Annotated in this window: 27 protein-coding genes and 1 tRNA gene; 11 read left to right on the top strand and 17 right to left on the bottom strand. The window is 62.0% G+C overall.

The window, feature by feature from the left end; all coding sequences use genetic code 11:
• Positions 1-9 precede the first annotated feature (9 nt).
• The 11 genes from ACYUCQ_RS11600 to ACYUCQ_RS11550 form a co-directional block, all read right to left on the bottom strand.
• Complete coding sequence (locus ACYUCQ_RS11600; RefSeq protein ID WP_460254692.1) at positions 10-1,515, bottom strand: flavin-containing monooxygenase; 1,506 nt, start codon at positions 1,513-1,515, stop codon at positions 10-12.
• Between the two features lie 50 nt (positions 1,516-1,565).
• A complete protein-coding gene (locus ACYUCQ_RS11595; RefSeq protein WP_460254691.1) occupies positions 1,566-2,231 on the bottom strand; it encodes a DUF1045 domain-containing protein in 666 nt (221 codons plus the stop codon).
• Between the two features lie 14 nt (positions 2,232-2,245).
• Positions 2,246-3,670 (bottom strand): Tol-Pal system beta propeller repeat protein TolB, encoded by a 1,425-nt coding sequence (gene tolB, locus ACYUCQ_RS11590; RefSeq protein WP_460254690.1) that lies wholly within the window; start codon positions 3,668-3,670, stop codon positions 2,246-2,248.
• 22 nt (positions 3,671-3,692) lie between these two features.
• Entirely contained in the window at positions 3,693-4,652 is a 960-nt protein-coding gene (locus ACYUCQ_RS11585; protein ID WP_460254689.1) for a hypothetical protein, read from the bottom strand.
• Between the two features lie 60 nt (positions 4,653-4,712).
• Positions 4,713-5,159 (bottom strand): protein TolR, encoded by a 447-nt coding sequence (tolR, locus tag ACYUCQ_RS11580; RefSeq protein WP_460254688.1) that lies wholly within the window; start codon positions 5,157-5,159, stop codon positions 4,713-4,715.
• Positions 5,160-5,876: a protein TolQ gene (gene tolQ / locus ACYUCQ_RS11575; protein WP_460254687.1), complete on the bottom strand. Its 717-nt coding sequence runs from the start codon at positions 5,874-5,876 to the stop codon at positions 5,160-5,162.
• A gap of 2 nt (positions 5,877-5,878) precedes the next feature.
• Positions 5,879-6,388, bottom strand: a complete 510-nt coding sequence (gene ybgC / locus ACYUCQ_RS11570) for a tol-pal system-associated acyl-CoA thioesterase (RefSeq protein WP_460254686.1) — start codon at positions 6,386-6,388, stop codon at positions 5,879-5,881.
• A gap of 25 nt (positions 6,389-6,413) precedes the next feature.
• Positions 6,414-7,463, bottom strand: a complete 1,050-nt coding sequence (gene ruvB, locus ACYUCQ_RS11565; RefSeq protein WP_460254685.1) for a Holliday junction branch migration DNA helicase RuvB — start codon at positions 7,461-7,463, stop codon at positions 6,414-6,416.
• Positions 7,460-8,071 carry a Holliday junction branch migration protein RuvA gene (ruvA, locus tag ACYUCQ_RS11560; protein ID WP_460254684.1) on the bottom strand — a complete coding sequence of 204 codons (612 nt, stop codon included), beginning with the start codon at positions 8,069-8,071 and terminating at the stop codon, positions 7,460-7,462. The genes ruvB and ruvA overlap by 4 nt, the downstream gene beginning before the upstream one ends.
• Positions 8,068-8,589: a crossover junction endodeoxyribonuclease RuvC gene (ruvC, locus tag ACYUCQ_RS11555; protein WP_460254683.1), complete on the bottom strand. Its 522-nt coding sequence runs from the start codon at positions 8,587-8,589 to the stop codon at positions 8,068-8,070. Before ruvC ends, ruvA begins: the two co-directional genes overlap by 4 nt.
• Before the next feature lie 65 nt (positions 8,590-8,654).
• Positions 8,655-8,999 carry a glutathione S-transferase family protein gene (locus ACYUCQ_RS11550; protein ID WP_460254682.1) on the bottom strand — a complete coding sequence of 115 codons (345 nt, stop codon included), beginning with the start codon at positions 8,997-8,999 and terminating at the stop codon, positions 8,655-8,657.
• A gap of 504 nt (positions 9,000-9,503) precedes the next feature.
• Here ACYUCQ_RS11550 and ACYUCQ_RS11545 point away from each other — a divergent pair.
• Positions 9,504-9,782, top strand: a complete 279-nt coding sequence (locus ACYUCQ_RS11545; protein WP_460254681.1) for a hypothetical protein — start codon at positions 9,504-9,506, stop codon at positions 9,780-9,782.
• Between the two features lie 115 nt (positions 9,783-9,897).
• Positions 9,898-10,485, top strand: a complete 588-nt coding sequence (locus ACYUCQ_RS11540; protein WP_460254680.1) for a hypothetical protein — start codon at positions 9,898-9,900, stop codon at positions 10,483-10,485.
• Between the two features lie 273 nt (positions 10,486-10,758).
• Here ACYUCQ_RS11540 and ACYUCQ_RS11535 read toward each other — a convergent pair whose 3' ends face one another.
• The 4 genes from ACYUCQ_RS11535 to ACYUCQ_RS11520 all read right to left on the bottom strand — a co-directional run bounded on the left by ACYUCQ_RS11535 (position 10,759) and on the right by ACYUCQ_RS11520 (position 14,145).
• The gene (locus ACYUCQ_RS11535) at positions 10,759-11,505 is read right to left on the bottom strand and encodes a YebC/PmpR family DNA-binding transcriptional regulator (RefSeq protein WP_460254679.1); all 747 of its coding nucleotides are present in this window, start codon (positions 11,503-11,505) and stop codon (positions 10,759-10,761) included.
• A 52-nt stretch (positions 11,506-11,557) separates the two neighbouring features.
• Positions 11,558-12,715, bottom strand: coding sequence for a glycosyltransferase (locus ACYUCQ_RS11530; RefSeq protein ID WP_460254678.1), 1,158 nt, complete (start codon positions 12,713-12,715; stop codon positions 11,558-11,560).
• Between the two features lie 87 nt (positions 12,716-12,802).
• Positions 12,803-14,005 carry an MFS transporter gene (locus tag ACYUCQ_RS11525; RefSeq protein ID WP_460254677.1) on the bottom strand — a complete coding sequence of 401 codons (1,203 nt, stop codon included), beginning with the start codon at positions 14,003-14,005 and terminating at the stop codon, positions 12,803-12,805.
• A 64-nt stretch (positions 14,006-14,069) separates the two neighbouring features.
• Positions 14,070-14,145 (bottom strand) — tRNA-Asn (locus ACYUCQ_RS11520).
• A 138-nt stretch (positions 14,146-14,283) separates the two neighbouring features.
• Between ACYUCQ_RS11520 and eno the strand changes: the two genes are divergently transcribed.
• From eno to ACYUCQ_RS11505, 3 genes are read left to right on the top strand one after another with little or no spacing between them, the layout of a single operon-like run.
• Entirely contained in the window at positions 14,284-15,582 is a 1,299-nt protein-coding gene (eno, locus tag ACYUCQ_RS11515) for a phosphopyruvate hydratase (protein ID WP_460254676.1), read from the top strand.
• Between the two features lie 23 nt (positions 15,583-15,605).
• A complete protein-coding gene (locus ACYUCQ_RS11510; RefSeq protein ID WP_460254675.1) occupies positions 15,606-16,493 on the top strand; it encodes an ABC transporter ATP-binding protein in 888 nt (295 codons plus the stop codon).
• Positions 16,490-17,887 (top strand): hypothetical protein, encoded by a 1,398-nt coding sequence (locus tag ACYUCQ_RS11505; protein WP_460254674.1) that lies wholly within the window; start codon positions 16,490-16,492, stop codon positions 17,885-17,887. The genes ACYUCQ_RS11510 and ACYUCQ_RS11505 overlap by 4 nt, the downstream gene beginning before the upstream one ends.
• Positions 17,888-17,932: 45 nt before the next feature.
• Here ACYUCQ_RS11505 and katG read toward each other — a convergent pair whose 3' ends face one another.
• Positions 17,933-20,122, bottom strand: a complete 2,190-nt coding sequence (gene katG / locus ACYUCQ_RS11500; RefSeq protein WP_460254673.1) for a catalase/peroxidase HPI — start codon at positions 20,120-20,122, stop codon at positions 17,933-17,935.
• A 179-nt stretch (positions 20,123-20,301) separates the two neighbouring features.
• On the opposite strand from katG, the gene ACYUCQ_RS11495 reads away from it, so the two are divergent.
• From ACYUCQ_RS11495 to ACYUCQ_RS11470, 6 genes are read left to right on the top strand one after another with little or no spacing between them, the layout of a single operon-like run.
• Complete coding sequence (locus tag ACYUCQ_RS11495) at positions 20,302-21,507, top strand: hypothetical protein (protein WP_460254672.1); 1,206 nt, start codon at positions 20,302-20,304, stop codon at positions 21,505-21,507.
• The gene (locus ACYUCQ_RS11490; RefSeq protein ID WP_460254671.1) at positions 21,480-22,376 is read left to right on the top strand and encodes a hypothetical protein; all 897 of its coding nucleotides are present in this window, start codon (positions 21,480-21,482) and stop codon (positions 22,374-22,376) included. Before ACYUCQ_RS11495 ends, ACYUCQ_RS11490 begins: the two co-directional genes overlap by 28 nt.
• Positions 22,373-23,413 (top strand): hypothetical protein, encoded by a 1,041-nt coding sequence (locus ACYUCQ_RS11485; RefSeq protein WP_460254670.1) that lies wholly within the window; start codon positions 22,373-22,375, stop codon positions 23,411-23,413. The genes ACYUCQ_RS11490 and ACYUCQ_RS11485 overlap by 4 nt, the downstream gene beginning before the upstream one ends.
• Complete coding sequence (locus ACYUCQ_RS11480; RefSeq protein ID WP_460254669.1) at positions 23,410-24,627, top strand: hypothetical protein; 1,218 nt, start codon at positions 23,410-23,412, stop codon at positions 24,625-24,627. Before ACYUCQ_RS11485 ends, ACYUCQ_RS11480 begins: the two co-directional genes overlap by 4 nt.
• Positions 24,624-25,088, top strand: a complete 465-nt coding sequence (locus ACYUCQ_RS11475; RefSeq protein ID WP_460254668.1) for an NADH-quinone oxidoreductase subunit B family protein — start codon at positions 24,624-24,626, stop codon at positions 25,086-25,088. Before ACYUCQ_RS11480 ends, ACYUCQ_RS11475 begins: the two co-directional genes overlap by 4 nt.
• Positions 25,085-25,696, top strand: a complete 612-nt coding sequence (locus tag ACYUCQ_RS11470) for a ribonuclease HII (RefSeq protein ID WP_460254667.1) — start codon at positions 25,085-25,087, stop codon at positions 25,694-25,696. The genes ACYUCQ_RS11475 and ACYUCQ_RS11470 overlap by 4 nt, the downstream gene beginning before the upstream one ends.
• 34 nt (positions 25,697-25,730) lie before the next feature.
• On the opposite strand, the gene ACYUCQ_RS11465 is transcribed toward ACYUCQ_RS11470, so the two are convergent.
• Positions 25,731-25,982, bottom strand: coding sequence for a hypothetical protein (locus ACYUCQ_RS11465; RefSeq protein WP_460254817.1), 252 nt, complete (start codon positions 25,980-25,982; stop codon positions 25,731-25,733).
• Positions 25,983-26,113: the final 131 nt, after the last annotated feature.

Raw genomic sequence — 26,113 nt, 5'->3', positions numbered from 1 at the left:
AAGATTGATCTAATGCCCTAAATAGACGAAATCGGCCAGGGGCGCGCGTTTGGTTGCGCGGGCAAAAGCCGTGGTCGAGCCGGGCCAGTTCGCGGTGACCTTGCCACACTGGGTGTACCAACTCTGGCAACCCGCCGACCATACCATGCTTGCAAGATCACGTTGCAGCGCCTCATTGAATTGAGCTGTGGCGGAGGGGCGCACCATCACCTGATCGGCATTGCGGGCCGTTGCCTCGGCCAGCACCCGCCGGATCAGGTGGAACTGGCATTCCATCATGAACAGGATGGAGGAGTGACCCAGCCCGGTATTGGGGCCGTAAATCGTGAAGAAATTCGGATAATGCGGCACCGCCGTGCCCAAATATCCCTGCGCCCCCTCGGCCCAATCCGCACGCAATTGGTGGCCCTCGGCCCCGATAATGTCTATCGCGGTCAGCGCCTCGCTCAGATCAAACCCGGTCGCATAAATCACCACATCGGCCTCATGCAGCACGCCATCGGTCGTGCGCACGCCGCGTGGCTCGATGGCGGCAATCGCCTCGGTGACCAGTGCGACGGTTGGGCGCGAAAAAATCGGCAAATAATCATCGGTCAGCAGCATACGCTTGCAGCCAAACGGATAATCAGGGGTCAATCTCGCCCGCACCGCCGGGTCGGCCAACTGTCGGCGCCGCTGCCAGCCAGCGAGGGCCGTCATCAGCCGATTGGCCGGCGTGTCGCGCCGGAACCCGCGATACACCGCGAAATCGACAATCCCATAAATCGCCGCGCGCATCGCGAGCCTGGCACCGGGCACATGCCGGAACAAAAATCGTTCGAGCGCGCTATGCGGGCGATTAAAGCGGGGCACAATCCAGTTCGGGGTGCGTTGAAACACGGTCAATTGTGCCGCCTGCGCCGCCAATTCCGGCGCCACCTGCACCGCACTCGCGGCGGAGCCGATCAAGGCAATCCGCTTTCCCGCGAGCGGCACGCTCTCATCCCATTGCGCGGTGTGAAAGGCGGCACCGGCAAAGCGCGACAGCCCTGGAATATCGGGCAGTTTCGGCCGGCTTAACTGGCCGATGGCCGAGATCAGCACATCAAATGTCAGCGCCTCGCCCTGCGCCAGATCAACGCGCCATTGCGCGCGCGCTGCGTCCCAACGTGCAGCGGTGACCTTACAGCCATAATGTATCCGCGCGCCCAGACCGAAATCACGGATGGTGCGCTGCAAATGCGCGAGTATTTCGCGCTGCGGCGCGAAAGTCGCGGACCAATCCGGATTGGGTGCGAAGGAAAACGAATAAAGATGCGCGGGCACATCGCACGCCGCGCCCCAATAGCGATTATCCCGCCAGGTGCCGCCCGGCGCATCTGCTGCTTCCAGGATGGTGACATCGGTGAACCCCGCCTGGCGCAGCGAGATTGCCGCACCAACCCCGCCAAACCCCGCCCCGATAATCCCAATCCGCCAATCGCCGCGTGCGCGCCCATGCTGCGGCGCGCTCATCCTTGCACTCACCTGATCCATTCTGGCCTCCAGCCGCCAATGGACCGCAGAACCGCCTTGTCAGCAAGGGCTCAGCACGCTGCCCCACCGCCCAAGGCAAACCGCGCGATCAAGCGCAAATCGGCCCCGGGCGCATCTTCGCGAAACAGTGCGACGGTGCGAACCGTGCGCGGCATCGCCAAACTCGGGGCAAAATAATCTCGCGCCGCGTCAAACATCGCCGCCGACGCCAATCGGTCGCTCAGGGTCAGGTGGAACTGAAACCGCTCCATGACCTGCGGATACCCGTAGCGATCCAGATAAAAAATGCCGCGCGAATCCTGCCCGGCGATCCGCTGCAAGCGGTCCTCAGGCTGCAGCGCCGCCCGGTGCCGGTCCAGCCCGATCACCCAGCGCGCGGCAAGGCAACGTAAGGCCGCTGCGTTCTCCGTCGCGCCAAGGGCAATAAACCCCTCCAGCCGCATCACCGCCAAGTGCTGCAGCGCGAATGGGCGAAGCCGCGCCGCCAATTGGGCGATGGTATCGATCAACGCCGTCTCGCTCGTCGCGAGCGCAAATGGCGCTTTGAGAGTGGCGTGAAATCCATAACGCCGGGCTGCCGCCGTGCGCGCGATGATGTCGGGCACCGGCGGTGGCTCCAAGCCGCACCCGGTCTCCGGATCGCGACCCAACCAGCGCGTTCCAGCCTGCCAGAGGGGGTCATCGCGCTCCGGCGCATAATACAGCGCGTAGCGCACGCAGCCCGCCCGGATCAGGACAGCAGGGGCGACCAGGAGGGATCGGTGGCGTTGGTCGGCGTCGGCGTAATCCGCTCATTGAACCCATCGGCCCCAATCGTCACCAAATGCGAAACATTGCCGTAATGCAGCGGGGTTTGCCGGTAGAACATGATCACGCGGCCATTTGGGCAGAAACTGGCGGATTCCTCCAAATAACCCTGCGATAAGAGCCGTTCGCCCGAGCCATCCGGCTTCATCACGCCAATGCCAAACCCGCCCGAGGTCAATCGGGTAAAGGCGATCATATCGCCCTTGGGCGACCAATCCGGCTCGGCATAGCGCCCGCTGCCGAAGGAAATGCGCTGCACGCCCGAGCCATCAGCCCCCATCACGAATAATTGCTGTGACCCATCGCGATCCGAATTGAACACGATCTTGCTGCCATCGGGGCTATAGCAGGGGGTGACGTTGATCGAATCGGAATCGGTCAGGCTTTGCAGTCGGCGGCTGGCCAAATCGAGCCGCACAATCGCGGCCCCGCTGCCGCGCGCCACCGAGAACAGCAAGGCGGAACCATCCGGGCTGAAACGCGGCCCAAAGCTGAGGGAGCCGAACTCACCCACCAATTGCCGCGCCCCGGTTGCCAAATCAAACAGGAACACCCGGGGCCGATTATCCTCAAAGCTGACAAAAGCGAGCTGCTGGCGCACCGGGTTGAACTCCGGCGACAACGCCATCCAGCGGCCATTGGTCAAGAACCGATTATTCGCACCATCATAATCCATGATCGCCATGCGCCGCACCGGCGATGTTGGTGAACCAGCCACCGAAATATAGGCGACGCGCGTATCGAAATAGCCTTTTTCGCCAATGAGTTGCTTATAAATATCATCGGCAACGATATGCGCGATGCGCCGCCAGTTCGCCGCACTGGTGGTGTAGGCGGTGCCTTGCACCTGCTTTTGGTCAGACACACTCCAGAGCCGATATTCCACCCGGATCGTGCCGCCGCCCTGATCGGTCACCGTGCCGGTCACCAGCGCCTGCGCGCCCAAAATCGACCAATTTTTCCAAACCGGAACGCCATTCGCAATGGAATTCGGCACAAAGCTGGTTGGATCGATGGTTTGAAACAGCCCGCAATGATCCAAATCCGAGGTGATTACCGAGCCGATTTCATTGCCCAACTCCGTATCGCCGCTCGCCGCATCACCAAACCCGGAAATCGCAATCGGGATCGGCGCATTATGCGCGCCCGAGACATTGATGGTGTCAGACGGCGCGCCGCCCGCAGCCTGCGCACGGGCAAGACCTGGCACAATCAACCCGCTCGCCGCCAGCGCCATGCCGGTGCGCAGCAAACGCCGGCGGGCGACAGGGTGGCCCCCCAGAGGCTCGACCAGCGTATGGGCCAAATACGGATGCACCGATATTTTCGGTAGGTTTTCCAAGGTCATCTTGATCCTCATGGTCATCGGGTCAGGGCGTAAAGCGGAAAATAAACGTATGAACCGCGCCCAACATATAGGGAGGCAGGGGCAGTTTGGCACATTGATAACTCTTAACCGCGTTCACGGCGCGTTGAGCGAACGCGGCATAGGCCGGATCGCCCAGCTTTCCTTGATCCGCCGGCGCCACTTCAGCCTCACGCACGGTGCCGGTTTGATCGGTGGTCACTTGCAGCAAGACCGAGAGTTTCGAGACGCCCGGCAAGCCAGCATCAATGCCCCAGCACGGCTGCACCTCGCTCGCAATGGCATTGCGATCAGCGGATGACAGGCCGGAATTGGCGGTGCTCATTTTGGTGCCACCGCCATTGGGAGCGCCGCCTTGCGCCGGGTTATAGCGGGCGGTTGGTGCCTTTTTCTGCTTTTGCAGGGCGCGCAATTTCGCCAGCGTGTTCAACACCGACTGGCTCATCGGCGCCGGGGTTTTCACCACGTGCTTTTGGCTGGTCGGGCTTTTTTGCGCCGGCGTTGGCGGCTGCTTTTTCGGGGGCAGCGGCAATTTTTTCGGCGGCGTCACCGAGGCTTTTTGCGTATGTTTCGGCTCCGGCGGCGGCGGCTTGGGCAGCGGCTCCGGCGTCTTGGTTTGCGGTGGCGGCGGTGGTGACGGCGCGGGTGGCTTGGGCAATTTCGGCACCGATTTCGGCGTCGGCGGTGGCGGCGGCGGTGGCGGCGGTGGTGGAATATTTGGCTGCGGCTTAGGCTGCTTTTTGGCCAGATGCGCCTTGTTCAGCGTGGGCGTGTTGGCCGGTGCGGGCACTTTGCCCTTATGCAAGGCTTGTTGCGGCACGTTCGGCCCCACCAGCGTCACATCCACAGCGGTCGAGGCCGGGGCGGTCAATTTTTCCTCCGGCAACGCCAAAACCAGCAGTAAAATGACCGCGAGATGCGCCAATGCCGAGGCAATCGCCGTGCGTTTAAGCCGAGGCTCCATCGGTCAGCCTTGCACCACGCGGCGTGTCACCGCGTCATCTGCTATCCAGCGGTTCAAGGCTCAGTGCCCAGTCGACGTTGGCTGCTGGGCCAGCAGCGCCACCTTGGTAAAGCCGCCCTGGGTGATGGTCGCCATCACTTTCAGCATCGTCCCGTACGGCACGCTGGTATCGCCACGCACGAAAATCCGTCGATCGGTGTTGTGCTTGGCGATTTGCTGCAAGGTCGCGACCAAATTCGAGAGCTGCACCTTGGAATCCTGCAAATACACGCTGCCTGCCGCATTCACCGTGATGGTGATCGGCGTGGCGTCAGAATTCACCGGCTGGGCGTTGGTCTTCGGCAAATTCACCGTCACCCCCGAGGTGATCAACGGTGCGGTGATCATGAACACGATCAACAACACCAGCATCACGTCCACCAGCGGTGTGACGTTGATTTCCGCCATCGGCTTATAGCGCCGCCCACCCGAGCGGCCATTATTGCCGGGGATAAATCCGCCCGCCATTCACCCGCGCTCCTCGGTCTGCCGCGACAGGATCGCGCTGAATTCCGCACCAAACCCTTCGAGCCGGAAGGCAAACCGGCCCAGATCGGTCGAGAGCTTGTTATAGGCCAAGACCGCCGGAATCGCCGCGATCAACCCCATCGCAGTGGCAAACAACGCCTCGGCAATGCCCGGCGCCACCACGGCCAGATTGGTGTTATGCATCGCCGCAATCGCCGAGAATGAGTGCATAATGCCCCAAACCGTGCCGAACAGCCCGATGAACGGCGCTGTCGAGCCGACCGAGGCCAAAAACACCATTTGGCGCTCCAGCCGGTCCATCTCGCGCATGGTGGTCACCCCCATCGCCCGCTCGACCCGCTGATTAACGCTGGTGCGCGACACATCAGCACCCGCCACCCGCGCGCTGCGCCGCCATTCGCCCATCGCCGCGCCAAACACGGCGGCCAGCGGATGCGAAGGCTCCGCCCCCTCAACATCATACAGCTCCTCAAGGCTGCGCCCAGACCAGAATTTATCCTCGAACGCATCGGCATCCCGATTGATTCGGCGGAGCGTGATGATTTTTTCGATAATGATCGCCCACACCCAAATGCTGGCGGCCAGCAGCAAAAAGATCACCAATTGCACCACCAGCCCGGCATGCAGAAACAGCCCCACCAGTGACAGGCTCGATCCCGGCGCCGCCAACCCCGTACTACTCACAGCCTGATTCACGCTCAAAACCCTTCCAGAGCAGCAGCGCCGCCCGTTATATGTCGCACCGCCAACCCCCGATCAGGATCAGCGGCTTGCCGCATTTTCTCAAGCGCCGCCCGCATATCCGCCGGCAATCGCGCCGCCCGCCCATCCGCGACACCCACACACGCCAATAACAACGCGATCCGCACGAGCAAAACCCCATCCGCCCGCTTGATCGCCTGATCGAGCGTGACGCTCGCACCCGTTAAGGACAGCGTGCGAGTCTCGACAATCAAGCAATCATCGAGTCGCGCGGGCCGCTCATAGTCGATTTTTGCGCGCCGCACCACGAACATACGCTGATGCCGCCGCATCATCTCGGCATGGGGCATCCCCAGCCCACGCAAGGCTTCAGAGCGCCCACGCTCGGCGTAGCGCAGATAATTGGCATGATAAACAATGCCTCCCGCGTCCGTATCCTCGAAATAGATGCGCAGATGATGCTGATGCACCGCCGCGACCGGCTCGGCGTCTTGCGAAGAATTCATCGAAAATCAATCCCTTGGATCACAATCAGGCCGGATCAAGCGGTAAATCGCCCTGCTCAGGCAGGGCAGAGGGCGGCATCAACCCCAAATGCACCCAACCATCGCGCCCCAGCATTCGCCCGCGCGCCGTGCGGATCAAAAAGCCCTCCTGCATCAAAAACGGCTCAATCACGTCTTCGAGCGTATCGCGCGGCTCCGACAGCGCCGCCGCCAGCGTTTCCACCCCAACCGGCCCGCCCTGGTGATGCTCGGCAATGCGCCGCAAATAGCGCCGATCCATCGCATCCAAGCCACGCCGATCAACATCAAGCCGGTTCAACGCCGCATCCACCGCACCGCGATCAATCACGCTCTGACCCTGCACCGTGGCAAAATCGCGAATCCGCCTGGTCAACCGCCCGGCAATGCGCGGCGTCCCGCGTGATCGTTTGGCGATCTCCTGCGCCGCCTCGGCGGTCAAATTCATCCCCAGCAATGCGGCGGCCCGCGTCACAATCAAGGTCAGTTCCGCCGGCGTGTAAAAAATCAGCCGGATCGGGATCCCGAACCGATCAAGCAACGGTTTGGCCAATAAGCCCGAGCGGGTGGTAGCGCCCACCAAGGTAAAGCGCGGCAAATCAATCCGCATCGAGCGTGCGCCCGGCCCGGTGCCGATAATCAAATCGAGGACGAAATCTTCCATCGCCGGATAGAGAATTTCTTCAATGGCCGGTTGCAGCCGGTGAATTTCATCGATGAACAGCACATCGAACGGCTGCAAATTGGTCAAAATCCCGGCCAAATCGCCCGCACGCTGCAAAATCGGCCCGGAGGTTGCCCGAAACCCCACCCCCAATTCCTTCGCCACAATCTGCGCCAAGGTGGTTTTGCCCAAACCCGGCGGCCCATGCAGCAACACATGATCCAGCGCCTCGCCCCGGCTGCGGGCGGCTTCGATAAAAATCGCCAGATTTTCCCGGCTGGCCTGCTGGCCAATGAACGCGTCCAAATTTTGCGGGCGCAACGCTACATCTGGCGCGTCCGCCTCCTCCGCACGCGGCGAGACCAGCCGTTCGGCCTCGTCAAACCCGCTCATCGGGCCAAGCGCCGCAGCGCCTCACGAATAATCGCGTCCAACCCCACCCCGGTGCCGGCCTCGGCCACGGCGGCGAAAATCGCGGGTTCCGCCTCGGCCCGCCGATAGCCCAAATTCACCAAGGCCGATAACGCCTCACCGCCAACACCCATTACGACCGCCGGAGCCGCCGATGAAGCAGCGCGGGTTGGCGCCGCCAAGCCGCGCGCGGCGGCAAACGCACCCAATTCGGTGACCAATCGCTTGGCCAAATTCGGCCCCACCCCGGAAACCCGCCGCAGCGCCGCCGCATCGGCGCCGGCAAGGGCGGCGACCAGCGCATCCGGTGCCAGCGCGGACAGCACCGCCATCGCCAATTTCGGCCCCACACCCTGCACCGTCACCAATTTATTGAACCAATCGCGCTCCTCGCTATCGATAAAACCATAGAGCGTGATCGCATCCTCGCGCACCTGGGTTTCGATCAACAGGCTGCTCAGCGCCGGTGGTGCCGCGACGGACGCCAGGCTGCGCGCCGAACAATACACCACATAGCCCACCCCGCGCACATCGATCAGGCACCGCCCCTCCTCGATCTGCTCGACCAACCCGGTCAGGCGCCCAATCATGCCGCCCCCCGGCGCGATGCCGCCATCAGCGTCGCCTGACCCAGATGATGCGCATGGCAAATCGCCACCGCCAAGGCATCCGCCGCATCGGCGCGGGTTATGATCGCGCCGGGCAGCAAGCGCCGCACCATCATCGCAACCTGCGTCTTATCCGCCGATCCGGTGCCGACCACCGAGCGCTTCACCGTCTTCGCGCCATATTCCGCAACCGGCACGCCCGCCCGCGCCGGTGCGAGCAACGCCACGCCGCGCGCATAACCCAGCTTCAGCGTCGCGGTGGCATTCACATTCACATAAGTCTCTTCCACGGCGGCATAATCAGGGGCAAATTGCGCGATCAACGCCGCTAGAGCGGTATCAAGCGCAAATAAACGCTCCGGCACCGACGCCGACCCATCCGTGCCGATCACCCCGTCCGCAACATGCCGCAGCGCATTGCCCGCGAGCGAGACGATGCCATAGCCGGTGAACCGCAACCCCGGATCAATCCCTAAAATGCGCACCGTGCGAATCGCCATGGTCCGAGTAAACCCCAAAACCACGGCAAATTATAGGCACGCGCACCATCAGCGCGAAATCGTTTTTACGTCGGCGCCCTCGCTTGGCGGAGAGGCGCGGCTTTGGCGAAGGCGTCGTGGGCTTGGCAGGCGGCAAAAATCCCGTCGCTCACCGGCGTATCGGTGATCTCAATCTTGAACAAAGGTAGCACGATCCGAATAGTGGCGAGGCAGATATCAGCAAGGCCAATGTTATCGCCATGACAGAATTCGCCGGTATCCGCCTCCGTCTGCAAACGCTGCTCGAACGCATGCAGGCCAGCGGTGAACCAGTTCACCCGCCAGACCCGCACCGCCGCGTCATCAAACTTTGCGGTCTCGGTCAGATAGCGGATCACCCGCAGGACAATCAGCGGATGCGTATCCGCCACCAGCGTTGATGCGAGCGAGCGCACACGGGCGCGGCCAAATGCAGTTCATCTAAAAACTCACAATATCCCGAAAAATCACCTCATCACCGGTCTCATCACCCGTTGCTACCCCCGCGCTTCGCCTCCGATTATCGCAGGGCTAGCGCCCATCGGACTAGCGATCAGCATGCTTGGCTGCGATGTTCATTGGTATTGAAGTCAACCATCCATTCAACCAGCACCGAGAGACGCTCAAAGACTACAGGCTGGAGAAAAGAAAAATTTTAATGTTTTGTGCAAGCTCCCGCCCGTTAAGAGGCTGAAAAGAGATGTTTCAAACGATTTTAATCTAACTGAATGATAAAATGTAACAGAAATATAATTTGAGTTTGCGTGTGAATCGTTGCACGATTTTAGAGCATACTCGGAAATGCAATCCATGCTGTTGACCGTCACTGCACAGTAACAAATGAGGTTCCACCTGGCGCCGTAACGTATTACGGCCTCTTGGGTGGAGAGCCACAGATGTTTTTCATGCCACCAAATGCAAGTTTTCAGGAAGAATTTCAGGCTGGTCAGTCAAGCGGACTGAATGGTGCGACATGGTATGCAGAAAACGCTGCCATATTAGGAGCGGCAGTCGGTTGGGGGGGGAATTTCGATTATCAGAGAAATGGATCTACGCTATATTTACAGTATGCAAATGCGTCAAATTATGGTGTTGGTGTATATATGGCAGGTGCGGGATATAGTTTGCAAGAGACAATGAGTATTGCCGGCAGCTTCGCGTCTCTCGAAGGATAGGCTGGAAGTGAAGCGCAGCGCCTAGCTGAAACGGTTGCTGGGTGGAGTGCCGCGAACCAAGGTGCATTTGGAGTTATGAAATGAAAAATTTTCCTGATTTACGTGATTTTTGCTCATGAAAAACTTAAAGAAGCTTGTATTTTTCGGAATGGCTTTCTTTCTTTCGGTCATATCAATCGTTATCATATCAATCGTTCTGTTTTTTATATTCATATCATCAAAATATGACTGCAACATTCACGGAAAAGAAATATTCGCTTCCCCGGCCGGAGATTGGCAAGCGGTTCAGTTGACAACTGGGTGCCCAATTTTTTCAATCGTAGGCGACGAAGCAAGATGGAATACCAAAGTTTATTTAGAAAAAATGGAAAATACACAAAAAAATCGTTATTTAATATTTGAAAATAATAGCGATTATTCGATTTCTATTAAATGGATCAGTGATAATAAAATTAAGATAATACTGAACGCTGTTTCTCTTGTCAAGAAAAGTAGGCGGAGCGTGTCCGGAATTGATATAGACTATAGTTTGAGTAAAAACGTTTCGAATTTTATTGATAAAACGATCAAATCTGCTAACGGGACCGGTCAGTGCAGTGATCTACCGAAAGATGGAAGCAATGCGGTATATTTTCGTTCTTTACGAAAATTTTGTACCTGGGCAGGACAATACACCAAAGAGCCCTTCTTAGGGCCGCGGTAGGGCATTGTCTGGTTATTTTGATGGAGCGCGTTGCGGTGAAGTGACGATCATTCAAGCTGTCAGACCCGACTTGAACAGCGACCTGAAAATAGTCCGATGAAACCAGCTGTATATTGGGGGCGCGAGGTTTCTTACATCTCCTCCGCAAGTCCGCCGTGCGCACAGTCGAGGCAACGTGGAAACGCATCGGCACACCGCTTAATGAGTTCAAACCGCGCATACCTCAAACACGCAGGTTATCCTTCTATATGAACCTGACGGACTCTAATAACTCTAATCAGCCAGCGCCTGCATCACCGCGTCGGGGATTTCGAAATTGGCGTACACATTCTGCACATCGTCGCTTTCTTCCAGCGCGTCGATCAGTTTGAGCACGGATCGCGCCGCCTCCTCATCGAGCGGGGTGCTGGTGGTCGGGCGCCAATCGAGTTTTGCGCCCTCCGCCTCGCCGAAGCGCTGCTCCAGCGCATCGCGCACCGCGAAAAACGATTCGACGCCGCACAGCACCTCATGCCCCTCAGCGCCGCTCACCACATCATCCGCCCCCGCCTCAATCGCGGCTTCAAGCAACGCGGCTTCATCCACCGTCGCCGGGTAGCGCACCACGCCAACCCGATTGAACATGAACGACACCGAATTGCTCTCACCCAGGCTGCCGCCATGCTTGGCAAACGCCGTGCGCACATCCGAGGCGGTGCGATTCCGATTATCGGTCAGCGCCTCGACAATCACCGCAACCCCGTTGGGCCCGTACCCCTCATAGCGCACCTCGACATAATCCTGCCCGCCCGCCGCACCGCTGGCTTTTTTGATCGCCCGCTCAATCGTATCGCGCGGCATGTTGGCACCGCGCGCCGCCGCACAGGCCGCCCGCAGGCGCGGATTGGCCGCCGGGTCCGGCAGACCTTGCCGCGCCGAGACGGTGATTTCGCGAATCAGCTTGGCAAATTGCCGCGCCTTGCGCGCATCCTGCGCACCTTTGCGGTGCATGATGTTCTTGAATTGTGAATGTCCAGCCATGGTCCCGTGATCCGCCGTGAAGTTGAGCGCCGCTGCGCTTTATTGCCTTGCCTTATGGCCCGCCCGCTTGTCCTGCCACCAACCGCATCGCGGCGGCAAGCCTTGGCGCGGTACCGCTCAGCGCGTAATCGCTGGCAGCCCGCGCGCGCGCCGCCAACGCCATGCGGCTGCGCAAGCTTGGATCATCGCGCAATTGCCGCAACGCGCTTTGCCATTGCGCCGCATCGCTGGCCAGCATGCCGGTCACGCCGTCAACCACAATCGTCCGATTCGCCCCCACCGGGCTTGCCACCGTCGCTCGCCCAGCAGCCATATATTGCACCAATTTATAGCCTGATTTCCCGCGCGACCATTCATCATCCGAGAGCGGCATCACCCCGACATGGCATTGCCCCAACAAGGCGGCCTCGGCGTTTTCGCTCCACGGCACGTGGCGGCAGGTCACGCCCGAAATTTGTAAATCCGGCGCGCCGATCACCAATAATTCCAACGGCTGCTCGCGCGCCAATTGGCGCAGCGGCGCTTCAATCGCCTGCAAATAGGGTGCCGTCACCGGCGTGCCGATCCAACCGACAGTGAACGGGCCAGCCGGTTCCGGCAGCACCGGATATTGCGCCAAATCCACCACCGTGGGCAGCAGCAGCACCGCGCGCGCGCCTTGCTGCGTCGCCCAATCCTGCAAGGTCTCATTGGCCACCACGGTCAAAGCGGCGCGGCGCACCAGATCGGTGAATTTGCCGCCCAGCAGCCAGCGTGCCGGCAGGCTCTTGCCGGTTTGGTAGCGCAAAAACCACGCATCATCGAAATCCAGGATGAATTTTTTCTCGCCCAGCAGCGTGCGCTCCAATGCCGCCGGCAAGAACGGCAATAATTCCTTCTCAATCCAAATCAATTCATGCGCCCGGATCGCCCGCGCCAAGCCCAAGGCCCGACCATAAGCCGCCAGCGCCGAGGGCAAGCGCGCCCCCTTGCCATAGAGCGCCGCCACATACGCATCCGATAAAAATGGTCGAGCGGTGCATTCAATGCCAAGCCGCTCCAAGGCCGGTGCATATTGCAGCAGGCGCAACCGGCTGCTGGCCCCCAGCCGCCCATAGCGCGTGGCCATCAGCACCCGCAGCGCGCCAGCAGCGTCAGGCCCATGCGCGACCGCGCTGCCCTCCGGCAACATATCGTCCCCCATCAATTCACGGCGCACACTGATAGACATCGGGATCGGTGATCGCAGCTCCGGTGCTTCGCACGACCAGGAATAATGCGTGCGGATGGATCATGAGACGGCAAAATCCATGATAATTCAAGTGGCCGAGCGATCGCGCGTTGGTGCCGCCCGCCAACTCGCCACCAATCCCGCCGCCCCCACCAGTAAAATCGCCGCCAAAACAAACGGCGCGCCGGGAAACCGCAACGGCCCGGCCCGGCTGAACAGGTCAAACACCGCAGCGCCGGTCAGCGGGGCGATGATCGCGGTCAATCCCTCAACCGAGGAGAGCGCGCCATTCATCCGCCCTTGCTGGTCCGCCGGCAGCGAGCGCGACAGGATCGAGCGGATCGCCGAATTGCCAACCGAGCCCAGCGCCACCAAAACCACGCCCAGAAACATGAAATAGGGCAGGGGTGAAATCCCGATCAGCAAAAACCCCGCCGCATTGAACATAAACCCGGTCAAAGCGGCGCCGCGCTCACCCAAAAGCTGCACGGCAGGCTTGACCAAAAATAATTGCACCACCGAGGAGCTGACGCCGACCACGGCAAAAAATACGCCATTTTGCTCCGGTCCCCAATGAAAGCGCAGCTCGGTAAACAGCACCACCACCGCCTGCATGGTGCCAATGCCAAACCAGCGCGTACACCATGAGGCGGCCAGCCGCCACAGGCGCGGCACCGTCAAAAACAGCCGCATCGAGCCCAGCGGTGTGGCATCACGCAGCCGCAATTCGCGCCGCCGCTCGACCGGCAATGATTCCGGCAGCACGAAAATCCCATAAATCACATTCACCGCGACCAGCCCCGCCGCCACCAAAAACGGCAACCGCAGATCAATCGCGCCCAAAAATCCGCCCAAAGCCGGGCCGATCATGAAGCCAAACCCAAACGCCGCGCCAATCATGCCAAAACGCTGCGCGCGCTGCTCGGGCGGGGTAATATCAGCAATATACGCACTCGCCGCCGAAACATTGCCCGCCGTGGCACCAGCCAGCAACCGGCCTAAAAACAACCAGCCAATCGAGGGGGCAAAGGCCAGCAGCAAATAATTCGCCGCCGCCCCTGAAAGCGAAATCAGGATCAAGGGCCGCCGGCCAAACCGGTCCGAGAGCTGACCCAGAATCGGCGCCGCAAAAAACTGCGCACCGGCAAAGGCCATGCTCAGCGTGCCAACCCAGAGAGCGGCATGTTCGGGCGGCAAGCCGGTTAGTTTTTGCACCAGGCGCGGCAAAATCGGCGCCACCAGCCCAAAGCCGAGCGCATCAATGGCCAGCACCGCGAAAATGAATCCCATGATCCGCTGCCCGCCCCTATTTTCATGTGATTATATCGGCGTTCGCCCACGGACCAGCCAAAAATGGCTCCCAGAGTAGGACTCGAACCTACGACCGAGCGGTTAACAGCCGCTTGCTCTACCAACTGAGCTATCTGGGATCCGTGGGCGCGTCATAGCCAACCCGTGCGCGCTTGGCAACATCGCCCCTGCCATGAATTTGCACGCCCGTGCCGCGCACTGGTTGCGCCGCTCTCAGCGCTGGGATACGCCGCAGGAAGCAAAATCAGGAGTGCGCCATGTCCGATATCGTCGACATCATCGCCCGCGAAATTCTGGATTCGCGGGGCAACCCAACCGTCGAGGCTGAGGTCACGCTGGAATCCGGCTCGGTCGGTCGCGCCGCCGCGCCCTCCGGCGCTTCAACCGGCGCCCATGAGGCGGTTGAGCGGCGCGATGGCGATGCCCAACGCTATGGCGGCAAGGGTGTCACCAAAGCGGTCAGCGCGGTGGAGGGCGAAATTTTCGACGCGCTAAGCGGGCTGGAAGCCACCGAGCAAGTGATGCTCGATCAAATGATGATCGATCTAGATGGCACGCCGAACAAATCGCGCCTCGGCGCCAACGCCATCCTTGCCGTCTCGCTCGCCATCGCCAAGGCCGCCGCCGATGAGCTGGGTTTGCCGCTCTATCGCTATGTCGGCGGGGCCTATGCCCGCACGCTGCCGGTGCCGATGATGAATATCATCAATGGCGGCAAGCACGCTGACAACCCGATCGACATCCAGGAATTCATGATCCAGCCGGTGGGTGCGGCGGATGTGCATGATTCGGTGCGGATGGGCGCGGAAGTTTTTCACGCGCTGAAATCGCTGCTGCACAAAGCCGGGCATAATACCAATATCGGCGATGAAGGCGGTTTTGCGCCGGGCCTGCGTTCCGCCGAGGAAGCGTTGGGCTTCATGATGCGCGCGATTGAGGCCGCAGGCTATGAGCCGGGCGCGGATATCGCCTTCGCGCTTGATTGCGCCGCCACCGAATTTTTCAAAGAGGGCCGCTACCATCTCGAAGGCGAGGGCAAAATTCTCGATGCGGGCGGCATGACCGATTATATCGGCCAATTGGCGAAAAACTTCCCAATCATCTCGGTTGAAGACCCGCTGGCGGAAGATGATTGGGCCGGCTGGGCGCATTTCACCAAAACCCTCGGCCACACGCTGCAAGTGGTGGGCGATGATCTCTTCGTCACCAACCCCGAACGCTTGCGCCGGGGCATTGCCGAACGCTCAGCCAACGCAATTTTGGTCAAGCTCAATCAAATCGGCACCCTCACCGAAACACTCGAAGCGATGGAGCTGGCGCATCGCGCGGGCATGGCCTGCGTGGTAAGCCATCGCTCCGGTGAAACCGAAGACGCAACGATTGCCGATATCGCGGTCGCGGTGAATGCCGGGCAAATCAAAACCGGCAGCCTTGCGCGCTCGGATCGCACCGCCAAATACAATCAATTGATGCGCATTGAAGATGATCTGGGCCAAGCCGCGCGCTTTGCCGGACGCACGATTTTGCGCACGGCGCGTTTGGCCGATATTGGTTAAGGGCAGACTGAACAGGAGTTTTGATGGATGCAGCCGTTAGCGTCCCGCTCGCGGAGGCGCTGGATCTTGGAAAGGTTTACGGCGCGAAAACCGCGCTGCAAAACGTCACCTTGTCGGTCGGGCGCGGCGAAATCGTCGGTCTGCTTGGCCCCAACGGTGCGGGTAAAACCACGCTAATCGGCTGTCTGCTTGGTTTTTTACTGCCCAGTTCGGGCAATGTGCGGCTCTTCGGCGAAACCGCCAGCAACTTAAGCCCCCGCTTGCGTGGCCGCACCGGCTTCGTGCCACAAACCATGACCGGCTTCACCTGGTATCGCGTCGGCGAGCTGATCAAATATCTGGGCCGGTTCTACGCGGACGCGCCGGGCGAGGTGCCCGCTTGGTTGCTGCAATGGGCGGATTTGGATTTGCGCGCCCGGGTCAAATCACTCTCGGGCGGGCAAAAACAGCGCCTCGCCATCGTTCTGGGCATGCGCCATTTGCCTGATTTGTTGATTTTGGATGAGCCGGTAGCGAGTTTGGACCCGCAGGCGAGGCTCGATTTCATCGCCCTCCTGACCGATTATTGCCGGGCATCCGAGCGCAGCATCATCATCTCGTCGCACATCCTGTCCGATCTCGAAAAATTAGCAACCCGCGCCGTGTTCATGCGGCGCGGCAGCATCGTGCATGACGTGCCGATGCAGCGTTTTCGCACCGCCACGCGTTGGATCGCGCGCAGCGATGGCGGATCGTTGCACGGCCTGCTGCCCGCGCGTCTCAGCGTGTTGGGCGCCGCGCGCGATGATGGTGCCTTGCTCGTCGATGGCTGGGACGCGGCGGCGGAAGCGGATTTGCGGGCGCGCGGCAGTGGCGATTTGCAGGTGCGCAGCCCCGATTTGGAAGCCGCGTTCCTGGAAATGACCCGATGATCGCGGCTTTGCGCAATTACGTCTCGATGGTGTTCCTGCGCGAAAATCCGCTGGTGATCGCTGCCATCTGGATCATTGGCTCGTCGGCTTTGACGGCGGCGTTTCAGCACGGCAACCCGATTGCACTGCTCGATCATGATCGCGCCACGGTCTATTTGCTGTGGGGCGCGTGCTGGATTCTGCCTAGCGTGGTGCTTGCCCAGTATTGGCGCCAGGTTCTGGCCGTCCATGCCCCCGCCGTACCCGGGTTGCTGGCGGCGGAATTGCGGGCGGCTTTGGTCATGCTGATGATCGTGGTCGCGATCATCGATGCCCCGCTGGCGCGGCTCGGTGCGCCGCTCAGCGGGTTGATCGCCCTAACCCTCATCGGCGTGGTGATCAGCGGCAGCATGGTGCCACCGCTCGTCTCGGCGCGCGGCATGCCAGGGCCGCTCTGGCTATGGGCAACCCGCCTGCGCCTCGCTTTGCTCGCGGGCGTGGTCTTGTTCGGCTTTGAAAATCACTGGTTCGGCTGGCTGGTCGCGGCCAAGCCGATAATCACCTTGCCGCTGATTGTGCTCATGATCGCGCTGATTATCGGCGTGTTGTGGCGCGTGCCAAATTTCTTGCGCCAGCTCAATGCGCGCAACACCACCCGCCCTGAGTTGCGGCAATCGCGCCCCACGCTCGCCCGCCTGATCGATGTCATCCATTGGCGGCCCCGCTTCTGGCCGGATGCCCCGGTGCCGGCGCAATTCGCGCTGGCCACCGGGCCGCTCGGTCTGTTGATCAATATCACGGTGCAATACGCCATTGTGTTCGGCGTCGATTACGTCATTTATCATAACATGGCGGGCATCAGCGCCACCGGACTGCACATGGCCGCCGAACAATCGATGGCCCTGGTCGCAGGCCTGACCGTCGCACAGCTTTCGCAATCGCTGCTAAACCGTTCCGGCTTTGCATTGACCTTCCTCGCCGGGCGCTATGGCGGGCGGATGAATTACAGTCAATCGGTGTTTCGGGTGTTTCTGATCAACGGGTTCATCCGCTGTGCGCTCGTGGCCATTATCGGCATGTCGATCGCCGCCGCGCTTCATATGGTCAGTATCGAGGTCGCGATCATCGATGGTGTGTTGATTTTAGCGACCATGCTGGGCAGCAGCCTGTTCGGAGCCTTGCCCTTACTCTGGCATGATTTCGGCGGCATTGGCGTCGCCGCCTTCTGCGCCATGAGCGGCTATTTATTTTGTTATAGCGGCGTCTTTGCCGCTCTCACCGCGTCCGGCATATTCACCATCGCCGTCCCCGCCGTGATCGCAACCATCGCCGTGATCGGCGGCACCATCATCTGGATTTTCGCGCCGGGCCGATTGGCCACCATGGATTGGCCGGTCGATACCGAGGCGGTTTGAGAAAAAAGGGCCGAGACTTTCGTTCGAAAATCTCGGCCCCGCGCATCAGGCCCGATCGAACCGATCGAGTTCCATCACCTTGTTCCAGGCGGCGATGAAATCATGGACGAATTTCGCACGCCCATCCTCGCTGGCATAGACTTCGCTGAGCGCCCGCAATTGTGAGTTGGAGCCGAACAGCAAATCAACACCGGTCCCGGTCCAACGCACCGCGCCGGTTTTGCGGTCGCGCCCTTCGAACACGCCCTCGCCAACGCCGTGCCAAACCGTGCCCATATCCAACAAATTGACGAAGAAATCATTGGTCAATTGCTCAGGCCGGTGCGTGAACACGCCATGCTGGCTCTGGCCAAACGTCGCCTGCAGAACCCGCATCCCCCCGATCAGCACCGTCAGTTCCGGGGCCGACAGCGTCAGCAGATTGGCCTTATCCACCAGCGCATCTTCGGCCTGACGCACCGTGCCTTTGCGCTGATAATTGCGGAAACCATCCTGCATCGGCTCCAGCACCGCGAATGAGGCGGTATCGGTTTGCTCCTGCGTCGCATCGGTCCGGCCCGGCGTGAACGGCACCTGCACTGCATGCCCGGCTGCCTTCGCGGCACGCTCAATCGCCGCCGCACCACCGAGCACGATCAGATCAGCGAGCGAAACCCGCTTGCCACCCGATTGCGCGCCGTTGAACGCCGCTTGGATCCCCTCAAGCACCGCAAGGATTTTCGCCAATTCCGCCGGCTGATTAGCCTCCCAATATTTCTGCGGGGCGAGGCGGATGCGTGCGCCATTGGCCCCGCCGCGTTTATCGCTGCCACGGAAAGTCGAGGCCGAGGCCCAGGCCGTGGTCACCAATTGCGAAACCGTCAGCCCAGAGCTGAGGATTTTCGCCTTCAGCGCGGCTATGTCCGCGTCATCGATCAGCTTATGATCGACCGGCGGCACCGGGTCTTGCCAGAGTTGCGGCGGCGGCACTTCCGGCCCGAGGCAGCGCGCATGCGGCCCCATATCGCGATGCGTCAGCTTATACCAAGCCGCCGCAAACACTTTGGCGAACTCCGCCGGATTTTCGTGGAACCGCTTGGAGATTTTCGCATAAATCGGGTCCACGCGCAGGGCGATATCCGTGGTCGCCATCATCGGCGCATGGCGCTTGGTCGGATCATGCGCGTCCGGCACCGTGCCATCGGCGGCACCGCCCTTGGGCGTCCATTGATGCGCACCGGCGGGGCTTTTGGTCAGTTCCCACTCATAGCCGAACAAATTATCAAAATAGCCATTATCCCAAAGGATCGGATTCTTGGTCCACGCCCCTTCGAGACCGCTGGAAATCGTGTGTACGCCCTTGCCATCGCCAAAACGGCTCTTCCAGCCCAGGCCTTGATCTTCCAGCCCTGCACCTTCGGGCTCCGGCCCGACATATTGGCTCGGGTCCGCCGCACCATGGCATTTGCCGAATGTGTGGCCGCCCGCCACCAGGGCGACGGTCTCTTCATCATTCATCGCCATGCGGGCAAAGGTTTCGCGAATATCGCGCGCCGAGGCCATCGGGTCCGGATTGCCGTTCGGCCCTTCAGGATTAACATAAATCAGCCCCATCTGCACCGCCGCGAGCGGGTTCTCCAACTCACGATCGCCGGTATAGCGCTTATCGCCAAGCCAGGTGGTCTCCGGCCCCCAATACGTGTCTTCCTCAGGCTCCCAAACATCGTCACGCCCGCCCGCAAAGCCGAATGTCTCAAAACCCATCGATTCCAGCGCGCAATTTCCCGCGAGAATCATCAAATCGGCCCAGGAAATCTTCTGGCCATATTTTTGCTTGATCGGCCACAGCAACCGGCGTGCCTTGTCCAAATTCACATTGTCAGGCCAGCTATTGATCGGCGCAAAACGCTGCGCCCCGGATCCGGCACCGCCGCGCCCATCGCCAATTCGGTAGGTGCCGGCGCTATGCCAGGCCATGCGAATGAAAAACGGCCCGTAATGGCCATAATCCGCCGGCCACCATTCTTGCGAATCGGTCATCAGCGCCACCAGATCGCGCTTCAGGGCTGCCAAATCGAGCGATTTGAACGCCTCGGCATAGTTGAATTTCGGCCCGAGCGGATTGGTCGCGGGCGCATGCTGATGCAGCATTTTCAAATTAAGTTGATTGGGCCACCATTGTTGGGTGGATAGTGAGGTCGAGGTCATGCGCCTGTGCGCGCTGCCCATGACGGGGCATTTGCTTTCGTCGTCCATGATCACTCCGTTTGGATTGGGTTGGTTGTGACCAAGGTTCTACAGCACCTAATATATAGGTCAAATAGATTTTATATGACATCATAATAGGAATTTCCGATTGTTAACCGCCCGCGACCATGGCCGCGATTGCCCTGATCACGCGCGCACTGCTAGCAGACCTTATGATCGTGAACGGCGTGGCAGGCTGGATAATTGTAGCCGTGCGCGGCGCGGGGCAGGGATCAATGCTGCGCTGGGGCCTGCTCGCACCCGTGGTGCTGGTCGCGCTCGCCGTGCTGATCGCCGCCCCCCGCAGCGCGCGGCTGCGATTATACGGCATCACCGGCGGAATTATCCTCGGTTTTTGGGCGCCGGACCCCCTCATTGCGGGGTTCGGACTGCTCTTTGCCATCATGCTCGCCGCCTTTTGCGCCGACGCAAAACCTCTCGCGCTGAGTGCCGCACCCGCCCTAATCCTCACCGCAATCTGGGCGCTGATCACCGCACAGCCCGCCCCGCTTGCCGCCATCAGCGCCGCCATCACCCTTATTGTCGCGGCCCTGCTCGCGCCGCTCGGCGCGCTGTTGGCCCTGCGCGCCCCCGATTTTACCGGCCTGGCGCAGGGATTCGGCTTGGGCCTGTTCGGGGTCGCGCTCGGGGGCGCGGGGCTGGGCCTCGCCTCGGTCACGCTCGTCGCCTCGGCGGGTGCGGCGTTCAGTATCGGCGGCTTGCTGCTGATCGAACAGCGTTTGAGCGAAGAAGCCGGCCATGTCGCGCTCGATTGGCTCGGCGGGCTGGCGCGCGGCATGCCGGATTTAAGCTTCGTGCTGCTCGCCTTGATGCTGGGCGTCTCCGCTTTGCCGCCCGGCCCGGCTTTCGCAGCCCTGGTGCTGATCGCCCATGGGCTTGGCCCCGCGCCATCGCTCAGCGCCGGTGCATTTTTTCTCGGCGCTGCCCTCTGGGCCGGGCTCTCGGCGGTCGCCGCCTTGCGCGGTTTTGCGCTGGTCGCTCTCGGGCGGCCGCGCAGCCTGCGCGCCGCCGCCGCTGAAGATGCGTGCGACCGAATTTTTGCCGCCATGGCCGGGCTTGCCGCCGCCATGGTGCTGCTCGGGCTGATCGCCCTGCCAAGCAAGCTCACCCTCATCGGCGTCATTGGCGGCCTGGGCGGCTTGGTGGCCCTGCTCCTGAGCTTGGTGCGGCAGCGCCGCCGCCTCGAACAGCCGCATTGGACCGAAGGCTTCGCCAAGCCGCCGCTCTGGCTGCCCTTCGATGACCCAAAAACCCAAATGACCGCCACCGGATTTTCCGCAATCACGCTGGGCACCGGATTTTTGCTCCCCGCCTGGCTGGATGATCAGACCAAGGCGCTGCGATTATGGCTGGCCAAGGTGCTGGCACCATGACCCTGCTCAGCGCCGTCCTCGCCGAATTAATCGGTCTCGTCTTGATCGTCCTCGCCATACTGATCCCGCCCGCAATGATCACCGGCTGGTCCGGCTGGCGCGCCGGGCTCGGCTGGCGCGGCTTCGCCCAGCCTTTGCGCGATTGGCGTAGCCTCTGGCAGCAATCCCGGCTGGAGCCAGATTTCGCCTCACCCTTAGCGCGCCTATGGCCCGCCATCGCCCTCGCCGCCACCATCCTGGCCGGGGTGCTGGTGCCGAGCTTTGCCAGAAATATCTGGACCGGCGTGCCCGGTCTGGCGCTCTGGATCATCGGCCTGCTCGCTTTGGCCCGGATGGCGCGGCTGCTCGCCACGTTGGATGCCGGGCAGGGCGCACGCGGCTTGGCAGCGGCGCTGGCCGCCCGCAGCTTCTGGATGGTGCAAACCATCTTGCTGATCGGCACGCTCGCTGCGGCCAGCGCGGTCGGCTCGGCATCACTCGGCGTCGGCCTGCCCTTGGGCGGGGCCGGGTTGAACCGGCTGGTGCTGCTGCTCGCCCTCGCCGCCGCCATTGTCGGTCTCGCGAATGATCAAACCGCGCCCGGCACGGCCCCCGAGGGCGATTTGGCCGGCCCCGATCTCGCGATGCTGCGCCTCGAAGCCCAGCTTCGGCCCGTCATCATCCTGCTTCTGGTCTTCGCCTTGTTCGCCCCGCTCTGGCTCGCCACCGCCAACCGGCTCTCAAGCTGGCCAATGGGGCTACTCGGCTTCTGGCTGCGCTGGGGGCTCGGCATGATCGCCATGGCCATCGCCCCGCGCGGCGTCTGGCGCGCCAGCCTGATCGCGATGCTGCTGATCGGCCTCGCCTTGGTGATGGTGCTGCCGCGATGACGCCATCGCGCTCGACGCACCCGATGCGCATCGCGATCACCATCGCATCCGTGCTCCTCGCCCTGGCGCTTGCCCCCAGCCGCGATTTGGTGCTGCCCTTGTCCGCGCTCGCGGCCGGGCTGGTGCTGCTCTGGACCGGGTCAATTGCCGGTCTGCGCCTCGCCGCCCTTGCCAGTATCACAATTTTGATCCTGCATTTTTGCGCCGGCAGCGCCACGTTACTGATCGTGATCGCCGCCCTGACCCTTAACCCTCCCCTCACCGCGCCGCGCGGGGCGCTGCCCGAACCGGCTTGGCGCATCATCGCCTACGCCGCCGCCCTCGCCGCCATCGCGGCACCAACCGCCAGCCTCGGCACCGCCCTGCTCGGCGTGACGCTGCTCAGCCTCGGCGCGCAATCTTCCGCTCGCACCACCCTGCGTGCGGGCGGCGCAGTGATGCTGATGGCCATCGCGCCCGATATCACCCCCAATATCGCCAACCATATCTCCATTGGGGCCAATCCATCGCTCGCCGCCCTGCTCTGGCTCATCGGCGCGACCGGCTATGCGCTGATCACGCTCGAAGCCGGGCCGCGCGCCGCCTTGGCGCCGGTCGCTGCCCTCGCCTTGCTGTGGCGCTGGCATCCGCCGGGCGGGTCCGCATCGCTTGATGCCGCATTCGGGCTGATCCTGGTGCTCAGCGCCCTGATGCTGTTTGCGTTGCGTCCGCGTGGCGGTCAGCACTCGCCCTGGACCTATCTGGCCATGGCGCAAATCGGCATCATCGTCGCGGGCGCGGGGCTGGATCGCGCCTGGCTTGAATTCTGTCTGCCGGTCGGCTTCGCGCTCACCCAAATCTGGCGCGCCCGCGCCCCCGATCATGCTTGGGCGTTGCTCGCGCTCGCCGGCTTTCCGCCCTTTGCCCTGTTCGTGGGTGACGTCATCACGCTGCAAGCCGTGCGGGTCCAGCAAAGCGGCATGGCCATCATGATGGCGATTGGCTGGCTCACCATGGCGATGATCGCGCTGATCCGCCTGCGCGGGGTGCGGCGATGACCGCGCCGCCGGATGATCTGATTGCGCTGCTCGCCCGCGCCGCCATCGAGCCCGCCGCCCCCGAGCCGTTGCGGGTGCTCACCGCCCCCGATTGGGCGAGGCTCGCCTCGCTGCCCGGCTACCAACTCGCCGCACTCTGGGCGGAGCAAAACCGCGCCATGGGCCTCGTGCGGCGCGATGATTGGGTCTTGCCGATTGCGACCGATGGTGCGGAACCCGCCCTCGCGATCATGCTCAGCGCCCATCCGCACTTGGGCCTCGCTCAGCGCAGTGGCGAGTTCACCGATGCGCCGGGCGAGGGGGTCTATCAAATCGGCGAAGGGCCGGTGGGCGGCGCGATTGCCGAGCCGATGCATCGTCGCCTCCATCTCGCCGGAGATCATGTGCTGCGCGTCGATCATCGCTTCGGATATGCGCATCGCGGTATTCTCGCGTTGATCGAGGGTAAATCACCCCGCGCCGCCGTGCGCTTCGCCGCCCGCATCGCCGGGCTGAGTGCGGTTGGGCATAGTCTCGCCTTCGCCCGCGCCGCCGAAGCGGCCAGTGGTGCTGCAATCCCCGCGCCGGTCGAGGCGCTGCGTGAGGCGATGGCGGCCACCGAACGCTGCGTGGCCTGTTTGCTCGCCCTCGCCCGGCTCGCTGACATGGGCGCGGTACCTCCCTTGGCGGCAAAATTGATCGCCCTGCGCACCGACATTGCCGACGCTGCAGCGCCAATCTTTTTTCATCGCCTGATGATGGATATGGTGGTGCCCGGCGGCATCGATACCGCGCCGCGCCTCACCGCGCTGCCCGCCTTGATCGCGCTGCTGCAATCTGTGCGCGCTGCGCTGCAGCCGTTCGGCGCTTGGCGCTGGCGGCGGCGCTGGGCCGATCTCGCGGAACCGGTGCGATTGCGCGTTGGGCAAGCGATCAACGACGCCGCGTTCGCCAGCAGCGCCTTTGCCCCCTTCAGCGCGGCAGAGCGCGCCGAACCCTGGTCGGTGGCGCTGGCCAGCCAGAGCGGCGCGGGCCTTGGCCACGCGCACGGTCTGGATGGCCCGATCGATTGCTGGATGCGCCTTGATGGCGGCTTCATCACGGTCTGCACCATCGCCAATCAAGGCCTGACCACCATTGCCGCGCTGGAAGCCGCCGCACCCGGACAAACCCGCGCCGCCTTCGCCCGCCGCGCCGCACTGCTGATGCCGCCGATTGGCATGATCGATCTATGAAACCCCCGCACCCCGATCCCGCCATCCGCACCGCCTTGGCGCAACGCCTCGCCGCCGAAGGCCGGGCGCACCCGCGCTTGGCGCTGACCATCCGTCATCTCGATGCGGGCAGTTGCGGGGGCTGCGAGCTGGAATTGCGCAGCCTGCGCGCCTGGCAAAGCGGCCTCGCCGCCTATGGCATTCACTTTGTCGATGATCCGCGCACCGCCAATATTCTCCTGGTCACCGGCGTTGCCACCCAAGGCATGGCCGAGCCGCTGCGCCGCACCCTAGAGGCGATGCCCGATGCCCGGCTGGTGGTGGTGATCGGCGATTGCGCGGTCGATGGCGGCGTCTTTAAAGACAGCCCAGCCGTGCTCGGCGGCGTCGTCCGGCTGGTCACGGTCGATCTCGCGGTCACGGGCTGCCCGCCCGCGCCCGAACACATCATCGATGGTCTGCTCGCGGCTCTGGACCCATGACCACCGCGCGCCGGATCAGCCTTGCCTATGAACAAGCCTGCGGCGGCCGCGTCGCCGGCGTCGATGAGGTCGGGCGGGGACCGCTGGCCGGCCCGGTGCTCGCCGCCGCCATCATCCTACCCGCCGCCCTCGATCCCGCCCTGGCCAACCGGATCGATGATTCCAAACGGCTCAGCGAGGCCGAACGCACCGCCATCAGCGACGTGCTCCGCGGCTCGGGCGCCATCTGGGCGGTTGCCAGCGCCTCGGTGGCCGAAATCGCGGCGCTGAATATTTTACAGGCCAGCCTGTTGGCGATGCGCCGGGCGGTGCTGCGCCTCGCCATCGCGCCCGATTATGTGCTGGTCGATGGTAATCGCACGCCGGATTTGCCAATGGCGTGCCGCGCCGTGATCGGCGGCGATGGTCTTTCGCTCTCGATTGCCGCCGCCTCGATCATCGCGAAAACCCATCGGGATCGGCTGATGCAGCGTTTGGATGCCCGCTATCCGGGCTATGGCTGGGCGCGCAACGCGGGCTATGGCACGGCTCAGCATCGCGCCGCGATCACAAAATTAGGAGTAACCCCGCATCACCGCAGAGGCTTTGGCCCCTTGCTCTCGGGTTGATTAACGCACCGCGTCACAATGTGACGCAAAAATCTTAGCCATATTTCCGCTCAGGGTGGCGTAAATGCCATAAACGCTCATGCGCGGCGACTAGGCTTTCAATGCCTTTGCGCCGGTTCGCATCAACCGGCACGGTGCGCCGCGTCAGCATTTGCTCCAGAATACCCAAGAGGCGCTCAGCGACTTCAAAATCCTCCTGATCACACGCATGATGGAATGCAATCAAAATTTTATCTGAAAGGCGCCGGGTATAGCGCGTCGTCGTGGCGGCAGTTCGGCTCGCCACGGCGGAATCGTCATCAAAATCAGAGTCGTCGGTCACATTATGATCCTGCTGGCTAATTGGCTTTACTGTGCTTCATCGGGGTACCAGCGGGACTTATGAACGAATTTGTGGTAAATTGCCAGCGTAATTAA

The organism is Acidiphilium sp. MT5, assembly GCF_054767495.1.
This window is presented reverse-complemented; position numbering and strand designations above follow the sequence as displayed.

Bases quoted from the DNA above. Each gene is read 5' to 3' on its own strand.
- ACYUCQ_RS11600 (WP_460254692.1), bottom strand. From the start codon at position 1,515: ATGGATCAGGTGAGTGCAAGGATGAGCGCGCCGCAGCATGGGCGCGCA.
- tolB (WP_460254690.1), bottom strand. From the start codon at position 3,670: ATGACCTTGGAAAACCTACCGAAAATATCGGTGCATCCGTATTTGGCC.
- ACYUCQ_RS11585 (WP_460254689.1), bottom strand. From the start codon at position 4,652: ATGGAGCCTCGGCTTAAACGCACGGCGATTGCCTCGGCATTGGCGCAT.
- tolR (WP_460254688.1), bottom strand. From the start codon at position 5,159: ATGGCGGGCGGATTTATCCCCGGCAATAATGGCCGCTCGGGTGGGCGG.
- ybgC (WP_460254686.1), bottom strand. From the start codon at position 6,388: ATGAATTCTTCGCAAGACGCCGAGCCGGTCGCGGCGGTGCATCAGCAT.
- ruvB (WP_460254685.1), bottom strand. From the start codon at position 7,463: ATGAGCGGGTTTGACGAGGCCGAACGGCTGGTCTCGCCGCGTGCGGAG.
- ruvA (WP_460254684.1), bottom strand. From the start codon at position 8,071: ATGATTGGGCGCCTGACCGGGTTGGTCGAGCAGATCGAGGAGGGGCGG.
- ruvC (WP_460254683.1), bottom strand. From the start codon at position 8,589: ATGGCGATTCGCACGGTGCGCATTTTAGGGATTGATCCGGGGTTGCGG.
- ACYUCQ_RS11545 (WP_460254681.1), top strand. From the start codon at position 9,504: ATGTTTTTCATGCCACCAAATGCAAGTTTTCAGGAAGAATTTCAGGCT.
- ACYUCQ_RS11540 (WP_460254680.1), top strand. From the start codon at position 9,898: ATGAAAAACTTAAAGAAGCTTGTATTTTTCGGAATGGCTTTCTTTCTT.
- ACYUCQ_RS11535 (WP_460254679.1), bottom strand. From the start codon at position 11,505: ATGGCTGGACATTCACAATTCAAGAACATCATGCACCGCAAAGGTGCG.
- ACYUCQ_RS11530 (WP_460254678.1), bottom strand. From the start codon at position 12,715: ATGTCTATCAGTGTGCGCCGTGAATTGATGGGGGACGATATGTTGCCG.
- ACYUCQ_RS11525 (WP_460254677.1), bottom strand. From the start codon at position 14,005: ATGGGATTCATTTTCGCGGTGCTGGCCATTGATGCGCTCGGCTTTGGG.
- eno (WP_460254676.1), top strand. From the start codon at position 14,284: ATGTCCGATATCGTCGACATCATCGCCCGCGAAATTCTGGATTCGCGG.
- ACYUCQ_RS11510 (WP_460254675.1), top strand. From the start codon at position 15,606: ATGGATGCAGCCGTTAGCGTCCCGCTCGCGGAGGCGCTGGATCTTGGA.
- ACYUCQ_RS11505 (WP_460254674.1), top strand. From the start codon at position 16,490: ATGATCGCGGCTTTGCGCAATTACGTCTCGATGGTGTTCCTGCGCGAA.
- katG (WP_460254673.1), bottom strand. From the start codon at position 20,122: ATGGACGACGAAAGCAAATGCCCCGTCATGGGCAGCGCGCACAGGCGC.
- ACYUCQ_RS11490 (WP_460254671.1), top strand. From the start codon at position 21,480: ATGGCTGGCCAAGGTGCTGGCACCATGACCCTGCTCAGCGCCGTCCTC.
- ACYUCQ_RS11485 (WP_460254670.1), top strand. From the start codon at position 22,373: ATGACGCCATCGCGCTCGACGCACCCGATGCGCATCGCGATCACCATC.
- ACYUCQ_RS11480 (WP_460254669.1), top strand. From the start codon at position 23,410: ATGACCGCGCCGCCGGATGATCTGATTGCGCTGCTCGCCCGCGCCGCC.
- ACYUCQ_RS11475 (WP_460254668.1), top strand. From the start codon at position 24,624: ATGAAACCCCCGCACCCCGATCCCGCCATCCGCACCGCCTTGGCGCAA.
- ACYUCQ_RS11470 (WP_460254667.1), top strand. From the start codon at position 25,085: ATGACCACCGCGCGCCGGATCAGCCTTGCCTATGAACAAGCCTGCGGC.